Source organism: Rhizobium sp. LjRoot258 (assembly GCF_964254185.1).
Lineage (GTDB): Bacteria > Pseudomonadota > Alphaproteobacteria > Rhizobiales > Rhizobiaceae > Rhizobium.
Genome location: NZ_CAXUST020000003.1, coordinates 243,942 through 258,307, shown reverse-complemented (window position 1 = coordinate 258,307; position 14,366 = coordinate 243,942). Strand labels below are relative to the sequence as shown.

Sequence of the window (14,366 nt, the reverse complement as noted above, 5' to 3'; positions counted from 1 at the left end):
GGAACGAGCATGGATCAATTCAGCTTCACGGAAATTTGCCTGCATCAGTTGAAGATGTCGGGCGTCCACGAGGGCGAAAAACTCATCGTCCTTACCCAGGGCAACGAGCGCCTCGATTACGCCGACGCCTTCATGGCGGCGGGCATGCGTCTTGGCGCCAAGATGTATCACATGCGTTTGCCGCCGGTGCCGCCGGCAGGTGCATGGGCGGTCGGCCAGACAGGCCTCGCAGCCATGCCGGAAGCGGTAGAGGCCCTGAAGGCCGCCGACATGCTGATCGATTGCATCTTCCTGCTCTTCAGCCCGGAACAGATGGCGATCCAGGCGGCCGGCACGCGCATCCTGACCGCCGTCGAACCGCCGGAGATTCTCGCGCGCATGCTGCCGACAAAGGAACTGCGCGAGCGCGTCGAATTTGCCGGAGACCTGCTGTCCAAGGCCAAGGTGATGCGGATCACCTCTCCGCATGGCACAGATGTCACCTACAAGCTCAACACCTATCCCGCCATTACCGAATATGCGTGCACGGACGAGCCGGGCCGCTGGGATCATTGGCCGTCCGGCTTTGTCTTCACCGGTGGTGACGACGATGGCGTCGACGGTACAATCGTCGTTGCTCCGGGCGATATCCTGCTGCCGCAGAACATCTACGTGCGCGACCCGATCATCTATACGATCGAAAACGGTTGGATCACCGACATTCGCGGCGGTCTCGATGCCGAGCTGGTCAAATCCTACATGGCAGGTTTCAACGACTCGCGTGGCATGGGCATGAGCCATGTCGGCTGGGGCCTTAATCAGAACGCCAAGTGGCATCGAATGGTGCCCGGCGAATTCCCGGGCGGCATGGGCATGGAGGCACGCTCCTTCTACGGCAACGTGATGTTCTCCACTGGCCCCAACAACGAGCTCGGCGGCCCGAACGACACCGCCTGCCATCTGGATATCCCGATGCGCGGTTGCTCGCTGTTCCTCGACGATGAACCGATGGTTCTCGACGGCGACATCGCCGTTAAGGAAATGAAGCACAACTTCAAATAACAACGACCGCCCCGCTTTGCGTAGAAACATGCGAAGCGGGGGACGCTCGACACGCCTTGACCGGCGCAACTTGCTGTGGTGTTTCCTGCAGTCCGCGCTGTATTGACGCTGAGCACACCGCCACCGATGGACCCGCCGACGATGACTGCCAACGACACAGAAATCTTGCCTGAACCGCAGGCGCCTGAGAATGGCTACAATGTCACGGAGCAGGTCGGACATCTACTGCGCAAGGCTTATCAGCGCCATCTCTCGATCTTCCAGACCAATGCCAACGATCCCGACCTGACATCGGTCCAGTTCGTAACGCTATGTGCCCTGCATGATCTCGGGCCGAGTTCGCAAGTAGAGCTGGTGAAGGCGACGTCAGTCGATCAAGCGACCATTCGTGGCATTGTTGAGCGGCTGAAGGCGCGTGGACTGATCGATCTGTCCAAGGATACAGCCGACGGCCGCAAGGTTGTGATTTCTTTGGTGCCAAAGGGTGAGGCTCTGCTCGAGGAAATGTATCCCCGAGCACATCTCATCAGCGAAAAGACGGTGTCGCGCCTCAATCCGGCAGAGCGCATCGCGTTGTTGTATCTCCTGCGCAAAATCGCTGACGATGAGGATGGAGACCAGTAGGTATTCCTTGGATACACGAGCGTTGTCCTGACACTGCGCGATTTCGCCGAGAGTACCAGCCTCATTAGCTAAAAAGGATTGTCTATGATTACCGTTCTGGGTTCCATCAACATGGACCTCGTTGCCAGTGTAGGTCGCCTTCCCCGTCCGGGCGAAACGGTGCCCGGCAAATCGTTTACAACAACGGCGGGTGGCAAGGGTGCAAACCAAGCACTTGCGGCGCGGCGCGCAGAATCCGCAACCCGCCTGGTGGGCGCCGTCGGTGACGACGCATTTGCCTCCAACGCATTGTCCATGCTCAGAGCTGCATCCGTTGATCTGACAGGTGTAAAGGTTGAACCAACGATAACCGGAACTGCGATGATCCTGGTGGACGAAAGTGGTCAGAACATGATCGCCGTCACTTCAGGTGCGAACGCCTCCGTCGACACGGAAATGGCATCGTCCGCGGTGGGTGCCATGGCTTGCGACGATATTCTCATGCTGCAGATGGAGATTTCCGAAGAGACCATTCTCACCGCGCTGCAGGAGGGCAGGCAGAAAGGACTGACTACAATCTTAAACGTTGCCCCCTTTACAGCGCAAAGTGCTCGGTTGGCTGCATTGGCCGATATCGTTGTAGCAAATGAAACGGAGTTCGAACTGCTATACGGAGTGACTGTCGAAAACCATCACAAACGGATCGAGGCGCTAAAGGAACTCCATAGTCAAGCTGGGCGAACCTTCGTTGTCACCCTGGGTGCCGATTGCGTGATCGCCATTCGACATGGCCAGATTTATTCCGCGATGGGTTTGACGATCGAACCGGTTGACACAGTCGGTGCAGGCGACACCTTCTGCGGATACCTCGCCGCCGGACTCGATCAGGGTAACGATTTTTCGGTTGCGTTGCGACGAGCCGCCGTTGCCGGCTCGCTGGCATGTCTGGAACAGGGCGCGCAGGTCGCTATTCCGTTGGCATCTGTAGTTGAGGAAAGAATCTAGAACATGGGCGTAAACGGTCAGCGCCGCGGCCGATATTGGTGACTGTCGCTACATGTGTCTTCATGCAGTTACTAACGCTTCGGCATCACTCGAAAACGAGTTTGCGGTTCGATTTGCGGCTGGCGGCGTACATCCAGAGAAGTTCGATCCTTTCACTCGTTTGAAGCCCGAGGAACCATCGGCACGCATTTCATGCGCTAAGACCCACTGGCAGGTGGCTCTGATTCAGTTTTTATGGGTGGAAAACGACCTCTCAAGCGAAGCGGCGTCAGCTAAGGCGTCAATCGTGGCGTCTCGCCACCTAAGCCTCATGAGGATCGGGGATTTGGTGCCGTTCATACATTGCGGCCAAATAACCGGAAAAGTGCGCAGTCCAAGTCGTTCGTCGAACCAATAGAAGAGGCGTTCGAGTAAAACTCGTTTCTCCCGAATATGATAGGAATTTTCGGTTGCACCAGAGCTGTCAACGCGTCGCTTGTGCAGCTACATAATGTGGGCGAGCGCAATCGCGTCGGCGACATCCTCGCAGCGCTCATCCAACATCGACGTTGCCACCCGAATGTTATTGCTATGACCAACGCAGAATTTGCTTCCTGAGTTGACTGCAATGTTTCGGGCAGCGAGCGTGACCATTGCAAAGGGTTCAGAGACAACTGGCACCCACAAAGATAGCCCTTCCCCATCTTCGATGGTGAGGCCGCGCACTCGCAAGGCGCTAGCGAGCATATCGCGTCGTTTTTTATAGATAGCCCGGGCAGATGCGATATTTTCCCAAGTTCCCGGTTGGCGCAACAACCATGCGCCGGCGGCTTGAAGAATGCGGCTGGTCCAGGCTGCACTAAAACTACGATAAGATTGGATCTGTTCAACGACTGCCGATGTGCTCGACAATACGGCTAAGCGAAGGTCGGGACCGAGCGTTTTAGAGAACGAGATGATGTGGATAACCCGGTCGGGAAACTGGGTGCCAAGCGAATGACGCTCAACCCCGGAAATATCGGAGATGCCATCATCCTCAATTATCAGGGTGTCGCTGTCACGTAGTACTTCGGCCAGTTCGCCTAGGCGTTCCGCCGTCACTGTCCGGCCGGTCACCGAATGCAGCCGCGGCTGGAAGAGGAAAACGACCGGTTTGTAGCGCATCGCATCCTGTAGCGATGAGGGCAGCGGCCCGTACTCGTCACATTTCACAGGTAGGATACGTGCACCCTGATGCTCAAGGATATCGAGGAGGCGCATCGCCGTCGGTTCTTCGATAGCGACAGGCGCACCGGGCGTCACCAGTGCATGAATAGCGGTATACACAGCGTTATAACCGCCGTTGGTTGCCAGCAATGCCTCCGGGTCATAGGGCCATGTCTTGCGAAGTTCGGCCTCCAGTTCCGGCAGAATACGGCTGCGCTCGTAGCTGTTGAGGTTCTCCGCGGAAGCCCCATACACCATCGCCTTCTCTAAAGGCGGCAGCAGCCTTCGGTCAGGAACGGCCATCGTCAGGTCGAGCACATCGGCACCGTAGTGGCCGGAACTTGCCAGGCGCTCTGGCTTTGCGATGAAGCGGTCGCCGCTCACCCAGGTGCCGTTTCGTCCCCTGCCTGTAATGATCTTTTGCCGTCTGAGTTCGCTCCAGGCTTCCGAAATCGTCGCCGGGCTGACACCGAGCGAAAAAGCGAGATCACGGATTGGAGGCAACTTGGCGCCGACCGGAAGCGCCCCTGCCCTGATCAAGGCACTGGTTTCTAATGCGATTCCGCGAATTGTTCGATCGCTTAATTTTTCGGCAAACCAGATCGAATCGTAGGCGTCGCTCATTTTCTCACCAAATTAAATGTTCAATAACGTAATAACATTTGATCATTACGAAGTGAACATTTTAATCTCCCTTCGTAAGCATTTCCTGACATGAGTATCTAGAATGACACTGAGCCTTCGAATTGCACTGCGTGACTGGGATTATATGACCCCGCTGATTCTCGGCGATGTCGCTTCCGACAAGCTCGACATACAGGTGGACCGGATCGGAACGCTTGTCTCCCATCTCGGCAAAAGCCCCGACCATGAGGCTGCCGAGATTTCATTCAGCCGCTACACCCAGCTTCGTCATGACGGCGATGACAGTGTCGTTGGCATTCCCAACTTCATCATGCGCGGCTTCCGCCATCGCTGCATCATGACTACGCGGGACAGCGACATCACGACTCTTGGCCAGCTGGCCGGCAAACGCATCGGCGTCACCGGATGGCGCGACAGCGGCAACACGTGGACGCGTGCGGCCATCCGCCGCGAAGGCGTCGAGGTCAAGGACGCGATGTGGTATGCAGGCCGCCTGACGGAGGCACACCCAATCACCGATCGCCTCGACGGCTTCGGCCAGCCCGGCTTAATCGAAGCCTGCCCCGGCGAACGCCCGATGGTAGACCTTTTGCGCGAAGGCGGACTGGATGCGATCTTTACGCCCTTCATGCCTGATGGCTATTTCGAGCCGGGCTCGCCGTTCCGTCAGGTCCTCACCGATTTCCGTGCAGAAGAGCGCCAGTATTTCGATGATGTGGGATATGTTCCGGGCATGCATCTGATCGGCATCAAGGCCGAGATCGTTGCCGAGAACCCGTGGGTGATTGCCGAAGTGAGCCGGCTCGTCGACGAATCGCAGCGCATGTGGACCGCCAAGCGCCGCAAGTACGCCGAAACCACGCCGTGGATGTTCGACGAGGTACTGAAAACGTCGCGCGAGCTGCCCAAAGGCTGGGATGCCAGCGGATTTACCGCCAACCGCAAGATGATCGACGATTTCGCCAGTGAGCTGCATGCCCAGGGCATCATGAAGCGCCACCTGACGCCGGAAGAGCTTTTCCCATTCGATACGGATGGCAGCCGGATCTGAGCGGCAGTCGCAACCTTAATCTCTCAAGAAACGTAGCTTAGTAAAACAAGGGGAATGAACATGTCGCATAAGAAACTGATCGCTCTCGCCCTCGCCGGCGTAGCACTTGCTAGCGTCGCCAAGGCGCAGGACGCATCCATCAAGCTGGACGTCAACAAGGAGCTGCACGATCGCCTGCCGGACGACATCAAGACGGCCGGCAAGATGACCTCCGTCAACAACGGTTCGTTCCCTCCCTACGAAATCGTCACCGGCACCGTCATGACCGGCGCCAGCGCCGACCTGACCGACGCGCTTGCACAGGTTCTCGGCGTCAAGATCGAGCATGCGACTGTCGGCGGTCTGCCGGCACTGCTGGCCGGCGTCAACTCGGGCCGCTACCAGTTCGCGTTTGGTCCGGTCGGCGACTACAAGGATCGCGAAGCAGCCAATGATTTCGTCGATTGGGTCAAGGAATACGTCGTATTCGCAGCCCTCAAGGGCAATCCCAAGGGCATCACCTCGCTCGACACGTCCTGCGGCCAGCGCATTTCGGTCATGGCCGGCGGTTCTGCCGAGCGCGTGATCAAGGTGCAGTCGGACAAGTGCAAGGCCGATGGCAAGGAGCCGGTCGAAGTGCAGTCCTACACCGACCAGCCGGCATCGATCCTGGCCGTCCGCTCCAAGCGCGCCGACGCCTTCTTCTCCTCGCAGGCGCCGCTGACCTATTTCGTTTCTCAGGCGAACGGCCAGCTGGAACTGACAGGCGTCGGCCAGAAGAACGGCTTTGAAGACATCTTCCAGGGTGCCGTCGTGCCGAAGGGTTCGCCGCTCGGTCCGATCATGATCGATGCCATCAAGGTTCTGATCGACAACGGCGCCTATGCCACGATCATGAAGAAGTGGGGCCTCGAGAACAACATGATCGCGCAGCCCGGCCTCAACCTCGGCGGACAGCTTCCAAAATGAGCACCAACACCACCAACAATGCAGCGCCTTCGGGCGCTGCGGACTTCCGTGATGTGGCGACGGCCCACGCGCCTTTCCGGACCGGCCGCCTTGCCCTTTGGATCGTGATCGCGCTTGTCGTCGTCGATTTCGCCTGGATCATCGCCAGCAACGAAAATTTCGGCTGGCAGGTCGTCGCCCAGTATTTCTTCGATCCAACCGTCATCAAGGGCCTGTATGTCAGTCTCGGCCTGACCGTCGTCGCCATGATCCTCGGTGTCGCGCTCGGCCTGGTGATCGCCATTGCCCGCATGTCGGACGACAAGCTGGCGAGTTCGTTCGCCTCGCTGTTCATCTGGTTCTTCCGCGGCACGCCCCTGCTCGTCCAGCTGATTTTCTGGTACAATATGTCGACGCTGTTTCCGGCGATTTCGCTTTCCATTCCCTTCGGCCCGACGCTGATCAGCTGGGACACCAACACGGTGATTACCCCGATGACGGCGGCGATTGTCGGTCTGGCGCTCAACGAAGCGGCCTATATGGCGGAAATCATCCGCGGCGGTCTTCTCTCGGTCGATCGCGGTCAGGCTGAAACCGCGCAGGCCTTCGGCATGACCAAGGGCCGCGCCCTTTGGCGGATCATCATTCCGCAGGCGATGCGTTCGATCGTGCCGCCGACCGGCAACCAGTTGATCAGTATGATCAAGGCGACCTCGCTGGTCAGCGTCATCGCCATGGCCGACCTGCTCTATTCGGTACAGTCCATCTATAACCGCACCTTCGAGATTATCCCGATGCTGATGGTCGCGGTCATCTGGTACTTGCTCATCACCTCGGTGCTGAACATCGGCCAGAGCTATATCGAAGCCTATTACGGCCGCAGCGACCGCCGTAATGGCGCCACGCCCAAGCCGGCCGCCGTCATAGAGGAGGCAAGCCATTGACCATCGTCGATACCGCCAAGCCCCTCGTCCAGGCTCGTAATGTCCACAAGTCCTTCGACCAGCTCGAAGTGTTGAAGGGCATCGACCTCGACATCATGCCGGGGGAAGTCGTGGCCGTTCTGGGGCCGTCCGGCTCGGGCAAATCCACCTTTCTACGCTGTATCAATCACCTCGAAGATATCCAGAAGGGATACATCGAGGTTGATGGCGAACAGATCGGTTACCGGGTGAAGAACGACCATCTGGAAAAGCTGTCGCTCACCGGCATTGCCAAGCAGCGCCGCAAGATCGGCATGGTGTTCCAGCAGTTCAACCTTTACCCGCACATGACCGTGCTGCAGAACATCATCGAGGCGCCAGTCGGCGTCCATCGTGAAAGCCGAAAGGATGCGATCGAGAACGCCAAGCGCCTTTTGGAACGCGTCGGTCTGTCGGAGAAGGCCAATGCCTATCCGCGGCAGCTCTCCGGCGGCCAGCAGCAGCGCGTGGCGATTGCCCGCGCACTGGCGATCAAGCCGAAGCTGATGCTGTTCGACGAGCCGACCTCGGCACTCGATCCGGAACTGGTCGGCGAAGTGCTGGCGACCATGCGGGATCTGGCAAAACAGGGTCTCACCATGATCGTCGTCACCCACGAGATCAGTTTTGCCCGTGAAGCGGCCGACCGGGTGGTGTTCATGGACGGCGGCGTGGTCGTCGAACAGGGCAAGCCCGAGGATGTGATCGGCAATCCGCAGCATCCGCGCACGCAGGCTTTTCTGTCGCGCTTTCTTTAAAAGTCTCCCCACCTAGCCCCGGCCCCAAAGGCCGGGGCCTTGTGTTTGAATTTTGCTAAGTCTGGAACTCTGATGCCCTCGCAAGACAATCTCTACGCCCGCGTATCCGATTTCGATGCCATGGAAGCCGAGCTGAAGGCGACCCGCCATCACCTGCACGCCAACCCGGAACTTTCCTTCGAGGAAACCGAGACTGCCCGTTACGTCGCCGACAAGCTGGAAGCCTGGGGATACGCTGTCACCCGCAATGTCGGCGGCCATGGCGTCGTGGCGACGCTGAAGAACGGTACCGGCACCAAAAGCATCGGTATCCGTGCCGACATGGATGCATTGCCGATCGAGGAAGAGACTGGTGTCGCCTATGCCAGCACCGTGCCCGGCAAGATGCATGCCTGCGGCCACGACGGCCACACCACGGTTCTTCTCGGTGCAGCCGGATATCTGGCGCGGACAAAACGCTTCAACGGCACAGTGACGTTGATCTTCCAGCCCGCCGAAGAGGCCGGGCAGAACAGCGGCGCGCAACGGATGATCGCCGACGGCCTATTCGAGCGTTTCCCGATCGACGCCATCTTCGGCCTACACAACCACCCCGGCATGCCGGCCGGCGCACTGCTCACCCGATCCGGTCCGATCATGGCGGCCGGCGATACGGTGAAGATCACCATTGTCGGCAAGGGCGGCCATGCGTCGCGACCGCATCTCAGCGTTGATCCGGTTTTGGTCGCCTGCAACCTCGTCGTGACGCTGCAGTCGATCGTCTCGCGCAACGTCGATCCGACCCAGACGGCCGTCGTCACCGTCAGCACGATCCATGCCGGTGAAGCGTCGAACGTCATTCCGAACACAGCAAAGATCTCGTTGAGCGTCCGCTCGTTCGACCCGGCGATCCGCACCTTCCTCGAGGAGCGCATCCGCACGCTGGCGGCAAGCGTTGCCGAGGGCCATGGCGCAAGAGCCGAGATCGACTATGAGCATGGCTATCCGGTCGTTGTGAATTCGGAAAAGGAAACGGCATTCGCTCGCGAAGTGGCCGAGGAACTGATTGGCGCTGAAAATGTCTTCACATGCCCTCTCCTGCCCGGCAGCGAAGACTTCGCCTATTTCCTTGAGCGTAGGCCCGGTAGTTTCCTCCGTCTCGGCAACGGCAAGGACTCGCAGATCCTGCATTCGTCGAAATACGATTTCAACGACGACAGCCTGACGACCGGTGCCGCCATGTGGGGGCGTCTGGCCGAGCGTTATCTCGACGCTTAGAGCTTGTCCGAGAGTACAGTTGAGTTGTCAGGCCAGAGGTCGACAACCATTGAAGCGATGATCTCGTTAATCGACGAACACCGGGGGTTGTTCAGAGTCGTGCCGATTTCCCCGTCAAACTTCCACGTGATGTCGCGAAGCGCCTGGACGTGGACCGCCTGTCGGTCCGCGCCGCAACGATGTAACCCCGAAGATCGAGAGAGGAAACGGGCACGAGCCGGGCTGTGACTACCGTTGTTGCAGTCTCGCAACTCTTCTGAGGGAGAGACCCGCGATAGCGGATGAAATCGACCTGGTGCTAGAGCACCTTGCGCCGGCAAATCCAGCTAGGCCAAGCCTAAGTATCGGTGATCGAATTCGGCACGCGCTTCGGATTTCCGGCTAGCTTCAAAATTTTCAAGTCGACCGCTGCCCCAGGTCGGCTCGAGGCCGGGATGCGCCATCAGCGGGCGTCGCTGGCATCTCTTCGCATCAAAGGAGCCACGGCGCTCGGGCGCTTGGGCGAACGTCAACGCAACCGGTTTTCAGGTTTTGTTGGTGAGCCACACCGTCGGCGCGCCCAGCACGCCCCCCGTGCGCATCGCCGCCCTTAGCTCTTCCAGCTTGCCGAAGGCCTGAGCTGCTTCAATCGTGGCGAACTCATGGGTGACGGTAACGTCGTTGGGATTGTCGGCGGCCTGATAAACCGCCTCCGCCATAACCCCGTTTTCTTTCTGTACGGGCCGAAACGCATCATATACCTTGCGCCAGGTCGCGTAATCCGAAACCTCATGCCTTACGAACAAGGTCGTCATCTCATCCTCCCGCGTTTGCATTTACAAGTTGGGACGCCCGGCTCGGTAACCGTATCACCGAAAGCACGTTCGCGCTTGGGGAATTATCTGCCATGCGAACGGGGTGGCTGTTCACGCTTCGGGGCTATACGCAAAACCCAGCATAGAATGGCGACATTCTCAGCTAAGCCACGCTATCCTTTAGCATATCCTAAAACAGAGACTTTCGATGAATGGGAGTGAAAATGGTCGAACCATTGCTGCCCTAGAGCCGCCGCGGGGCGTGTAGGAAAGATGTCTGCCCGGTGAGCCGCTAGTTGAGCACTGCGCCCTGTCTTCCTCGGTTCGAGAACTGCTGGACGAGCATAATGCCCTGCTCTAGGAGGACCTCTGCTGCCTTGATATCCCCTGGCGCAAGGTCGCCGGACAAGCCTCGGATTGTATTGGCAACGAACAGTGAGTTGGCGACGAAGCGCACATCGCCTTCATCCCCTGCTGCGTCGGCGGTTGCCTCGAGAGCATCGGCAACGGTTTCGATCAGGCTTGATCTCTCGAAAACGGTCATATCAGTAAGAGTTTTCGAAATGTCGTTCATGACTGTCTCCTCGCGCGTGCCGACCATAGGTCGCAGCGCCGGTATGCAATAGACACGCGTGGCGTACCTGGCAGATGGAGACGATTGTTGGGCGACACAAGTTATGGCAGCCGCGCGCTTATTGCATGGATGAATCGAGAGGAACTGAAGTCTTACGATGCTCAAGTTAATTAATTAGTGAGGACGAGCTGCCCGACAAGGGTCACGCGCACTGAGCCGTTGCTCGTCGCCGATAACGGGACGGAGCGGGAAGACTAGTCAAGCGTGGCTAGTGACAGAGTCTATGGACAACAGCTTGAAGGATGCGCACGGTTCCGCAATCGTTGGCGACGAAATCGAGTCGGCCGACGGAGGGGACCCCGCACTACGTTCGAGGATTACCGCACTTCGATGTTTACGGCTTTAGGGCCTTTCCCCCTGTTGTCTGGCTCCGTATCGAACGACACCTTCTGCCCGTCACGAAGCGATTGGATGCCGGAAGCCTGAAGAGCCGAGATGTGTACGAACACATCATTGCCGCCTCCATCGGGACTTATAAAACCAAACCCTTTGTCGGCATTGAAGAATTTCACTGTACCCGTTGGCATAGATTACCTCATGAACTACGAGACGGCTCCAACATGTAGCCGACGCTTGTCGTTCGCAAGCGAAAATACGCCTGCCGGATAAAACGCTCGTCGCAATTGCGGGAATAGCTGGAGGACTGGGACCTGCGGGCGCCGGACATCCATCACCGGCACGTCTCGCACCTCTATGGCCTCTATCCGAGCTGGCAGATCGACATGGACAGGACTCCCCAGCTCGCCACGGCAGCCCGACGCTCCTTGGAAATCCGCGGCGACGACGCTACGGGATGGGGCATCGGTTGGCGCATCAATCTTTGGGCGCGGCTTCGTGACGGCGAGCACGCGCTCGATGTGGTCAAGCTCCTTCTTAGTCCTGTGCGCACCTACACCAATCTGTTCGACGCCCATCCGCCATTCCAGATCAACGGAAACTTCGGTGGCGCGCCGGTATCCTAGAGATGCTCATGCAGTCTCGTCCGCAAGAACTCCACCTTCTTCCGGCCCTTCCGAGGGAATGGCCCATCGGATCATTGCTCGGCCTCCGTGTTCGCGGCGTGCATGACGCTCGATCTCCACTGGAAAGACGGACGGCCGACGAAGCTGAAACTCTCGGCGCCCCGCAATGTCGAAACGGTTGTCCGATTCGCCGATGCCAGACGGAAAATCCAGGTCTCAGCCGGCGCGGCCGTCGAGATAGAATACGGCGGAGCTGTTCCGGTAGACCGAGACCAGGACGGACCAGGGCAAGCTGAAAAGCATCGCGTGTTCCCACTAATCTGGTCGGAATCGGCCGTCGCCCGGTCGAAGCCGCGACCTGGATTTTTCGGATGCACGGAATGCGATAGGCGACCGAAACACCGAATTTGCTGACCCCGGACGGAGTACGGCCGGCTTGAAAGAGATCGAACTGACGGCCCGTGATTGGATGGGGTTAAACCCTCTATCCAAAAACTGGCGTCAGGATGCTGTAATATCGTCCTAAAAGGCATTTGTGATAGCAGCGGAGTCCACTTTATCACGGCGAAGGTCATTCCATCGCCGTCATAAAAGCCGGTACTTGTTGTTCGAAGAATTTCGAAAACGAGGCAATGCGCGGCGGCAGCGCCTGGTATGGGGGGTAATATAGGGTCAGCCACAAGTCCGGCGGCGACCAGTTCCGCAGGACAGGGACCAGCCTTCCCGTGCGCAGATGCTCGGCCACGTGAAATCTCGGGAGCATGGCAATCCCGGCCCCTTCGGCAGCCATATCGGCCAGAACACCTCCATTGTTGGCACTGAACGCGCGGCCCGCCGATATCGTCGCACTGCCGCTGCCGTCCGATAAGGACCAAGTCTCCCGTTTGCTTTCACCACTGTAGGCAAGGCAATCGTCGGGTGTCAGCTCATTGGGATGTTCCATTCCTTCAAATCGGCTTCCGGGGGCAGCTACGAGAATGCGCCGGACGAGACTTATCTTCCGCCAGATAGTGAACTTGTCCGATGGTGCTGCGGAGATGCGGATCGCCAGATCGTAGTCGTCGTCGATGATGTTCACGAGCCCGTCCGCCAAGGAGATTTCGAAGCCAATCTTCGGATAGCGCTCCCTGAAGCCCGACAAGACAGGCGGCAGGATTTGCTGACCGAACCAGGTCGGCGCACTGATCCGAAGCCGACCGTGATCGGCCTTGTGGGTGTTCATCACATCTTTGCGGGCATTTTCGAGCGCCTGCACCGCCGGCTGTATCTGGGCGGCAAAAATCGCGCCGTCGGTCGTGAGCGAGACCTGCCGCGTCGTCCGGACAAAGAGCTGTACGCCGAGATCTTCTTCCAGAGCGGCGATTGCACGTGTGACGGCTGCGGGTGTCATGTCCAGTTCGCGCGCGACCTGGGCAAAGTTTCGCTTTTCGGCAGCCAGCAGAAACGTTCGGAGGGCCTTGTAGTCGTTCATTCGATTATTTCACCTACCGCAATTCATTCACAAGTTTTATTGCAATTCCGAGCACTGTTCAACTGGAGTAGTTTCTAATCGCACCAGACAAACGAAGTCAGCCACCGAAGGGCAAACATCATGATCAAGGATATCAACGGACTGCATCACATCACGTCGATGGCATCTGATGCCCGTCAGAACAACACGTTTTTCACGGACACCCTTGGGCTACGCCGCGTAAAGAAGACCGTGAACTTCGACGATCCGAACGTCTACCACCTCTACTACGGCGACGAGGCTGGTACCCCCGGCACTGTCATGACCTACTTCCCATTCCCCGACGTGATGCGCGGCAGGCCAGGCGTTGGCGAAGTGAGCGAAACGCAGTTCGCAGTCCCGAAAGGCTCCCTCTCCTTCTGGCAGGATCAGCTGATAGCAAAGGGTGCCGGCAATCTTCAGCCCGACACGATCTTCGGTGCCAATCGCCTGAGCTTCAGCGGCCCGGACGGTGAAAATCTTGCCCTGATCGAGACGGACGACGACGCTCGCACGGCGTGGAACGGAGCCGGTATAGCCGACAGCGTCGCCATCCGTGGCTTCTCCGGCGCGCGTTTCCGCCTGCACGACACAGCCGCCACCGCTGAACTGCTCGGGTTCATGGGCTACCAGCACGCCGAGACCGAAGGTAATATCACCCGCTTTACAATCCCAGGCGGCAACGGAGCCGACTCGATCGAGCTCGAGGCGCTTCGCCAGACTCCTTTTGCACGACAGGGAGCAGGCTCGGTCCACCATATCGCCTTCGCTGTTGAGAACCGCGCCAAGCAGCTCGAAGTCCGAAAGGCACTGATGGACACCGGCTACCAGGTCACTCCTGTGATTGACCGCGACTACTTCTGGGCGATCTACTTCCGTACCCCCGGCGGCGTGCTGTTCGAGATCGCCACCAACGAACCCGGTTTCAATCGCGACGAAGACACCGCGCACCTCGGCGAGGCTCTGAAATTGCCGGCCCGCTACGAGCCTTACCGTGCCCAAATCGAGGCCGGGCTTACGCCACTTGCAGCCTAATGCTCCAACCAGGTCGCT

The 14,366-nt window shown here is 58.6% G+C and carries 16 protein-coding genes; 11 read left to right on the top strand and 5 right to left on the bottom strand.

From position 1 onward, the window contains the following. The first annotated feature begins 9 nt into the window (after positions 1 to 9). The 3 genes from ACSQ9D_RS29690 (at position 10) to ACSQ9D_RS29680 (ending at position 2,649) form a co-directional block, all read left to right on the top strand. Entirely contained in the window at positions 10 to 1,041 is a 1,032-nt protein-coding gene (locus ACSQ9D_RS29690; RefSeq protein WP_436285411.1) for a leucyl aminopeptidase, read from the top strand. A 141-nt stretch (positions 1,042 to 1,182) separates the two neighbouring features. Then, complete coding sequence (locus ACSQ9D_RS29685; protein ID WP_436285410.1) at positions 1,183 to 1,665, top strand: MarR family winged helix-turn-helix transcriptional regulator; 483 nt, start codon at positions 1,183 to 1,185, stop codon at positions 1,663 to 1,665. 84 nt (positions 1,666 to 1,749) lie between these two features. After that, positions 1,750 to 2,649, top strand: coding sequence for a ribokinase (locus ACSQ9D_RS29680; protein WP_436285409.1), 900 nt, complete (start codon positions 1,750 to 1,752; stop codon positions 2,647 to 2,649). 483 nt (positions 2,650 to 3,132) lie between these two features. Here ACSQ9D_RS29680 and ACSQ9D_RS29675 read toward each other — a convergent pair whose 3' ends face one another. Continuing rightward, a complete protein-coding gene (locus ACSQ9D_RS29675; RefSeq protein WP_436285408.1) occupies positions 3,133 to 4,458 on the bottom strand; it encodes a PLP-dependent aminotransferase family protein in 1,326 nt (441 codons plus the stop codon). Positions 4,459 to 4,561: 103 nt separating this feature from the next. Here ACSQ9D_RS29675 and ACSQ9D_RS29670 point away from each other — a divergent pair, with 103 nt between their 5' ends. From ACSQ9D_RS29670 to ACSQ9D_RS29650, 5 genes are all read left to right on the top strand, one after another. Further along, the gene (locus ACSQ9D_RS29670) at positions 4,562 to 5,530 is read left to right on the top strand and encodes a nitrate ABC transporter substrate-binding protein (RefSeq protein WP_436285407.1); all 969 of its coding nucleotides are present in this window, start codon (positions 4,562 to 4,564) and stop codon (positions 5,528 to 5,530) included. 60 nt (positions 5,531 to 5,590) lie between these two features. Further along, a complete protein-coding gene (locus ACSQ9D_RS29665) occupies positions 5,591 to 6,478 on the top strand; it encodes an ABC transporter substrate-binding protein (RefSeq protein WP_436285406.1) in 888 nt (295 codons plus the stop codon). Beyond that, positions 6,475 to 7,401, top strand: coding sequence for an amino acid ABC transporter permease (locus ACSQ9D_RS29660; protein ID WP_436285405.1), 927 nt, complete (start codon positions 6,475 to 6,477; stop codon positions 7,399 to 7,401). The genes ACSQ9D_RS29665 and ACSQ9D_RS29660 overlap by 4 nt, the downstream gene beginning before the upstream one ends. After that, positions 7,398 to 8,177 (top strand): amino acid ABC transporter ATP-binding protein, encoded by a 780-nt coding sequence (locus tag ACSQ9D_RS29655; protein WP_436285404.1) that lies wholly within the window; start codon positions 7,398 to 7,400, stop codon positions 8,175 to 8,177. Before ACSQ9D_RS29660 ends, ACSQ9D_RS29655 begins: the two co-directional genes overlap by 4 nt. 72 nt (positions 8,178 to 8,249) lie before the next feature. Continuing rightward, a complete protein-coding gene (locus tag ACSQ9D_RS29650; protein WP_436285403.1) occupies positions 8,250 to 9,434 on the top strand; it encodes a M20 aminoacylase family protein in 1,185 nt (394 codons plus the stop codon). Positions 9,435 to 9,958: 524 nt separating this feature from the next. Here ACSQ9D_RS29650 and ACSQ9D_RS29645 read toward each other — a convergent pair. From ACSQ9D_RS29645 to ACSQ9D_RS29635, 3 genes are all read right to left on the bottom strand, one after another. Further along, on the bottom strand, positions 9,959 to 10,228 hold the full coding sequence (locus ACSQ9D_RS29645; protein WP_436285402.1) for an antibiotic biosynthesis monooxygenase: 270 nt from the start codon (positions 10,226 to 10,228) through the stop codon (positions 9,959 to 9,961). Between the two features lie 292 nt (positions 10,229 to 10,520). Then, on the bottom strand, positions 10,521 to 10,802 hold the full coding sequence (locus ACSQ9D_RS29640; protein ID WP_436285401.1) for a hypothetical protein: 282 nt from the start codon (positions 10,800 to 10,802) through the stop codon (positions 10,521 to 10,523). 377 nt (positions 10,803 to 11,179) lie between these two features. Beyond that, a complete protein-coding gene (locus ACSQ9D_RS29635; RefSeq protein ID WP_072381072.1) occupies positions 11,180 to 11,389 on the bottom strand; it encodes a cold-shock protein in 210 nt (69 codons plus the stop codon). A gap of 108 nt (positions 11,390 to 11,497) precedes the next feature. On the opposite strand from ACSQ9D_RS29635, the gene ACSQ9D_RS29630 reads away from it, so the two are divergent. Continuing rightward, positions 11,498 to 11,824: a glycosyl hydrolase family 95 catalytic domain-containing protein gene (locus tag ACSQ9D_RS29630; protein WP_436285946.1), complete on the top strand. Its 327-nt coding sequence runs from the start codon at positions 11,498 to 11,500 to the stop codon at positions 11,822 to 11,824. Between the two features lie 2 nt (positions 11,825 to 11,826). Continuing rightward, complete coding sequence (locus ACSQ9D_RS29625) at positions 11,827 to 12,120, top strand: glycoside hydrolase family 95-like protein (RefSeq protein WP_436285400.1); 294 nt, start codon at positions 11,827 to 11,829, stop codon at positions 12,118 to 12,120. Positions 12,121 to 12,395: 275 nt separating this feature from the next. Here ACSQ9D_RS29625 and ACSQ9D_RS29620 read toward each other — a convergent pair whose 3' ends face one another. Beyond that, complete coding sequence (locus ACSQ9D_RS29620; RefSeq protein WP_436285399.1) at positions 12,396 to 13,295, bottom strand: LysR family transcriptional regulator; 900 nt, start codon at positions 13,293 to 13,295, stop codon at positions 12,396 to 12,398. Positions 13,296 to 13,415: 120 nt separating this feature from the next. Between ACSQ9D_RS29620 and ACSQ9D_RS29615 the strand changes: the two genes are divergently transcribed. Continuing rightward, on the top strand, positions 13,416 to 14,348 hold the full coding sequence (locus tag ACSQ9D_RS29615; protein ID WP_436285398.1) for a VOC family protein: 933 nt from the start codon (positions 13,416 to 13,418) through the stop codon (positions 14,346 to 14,348). Positions 14,349 to 14,366 lie beyond the last annotated feature (18 nt).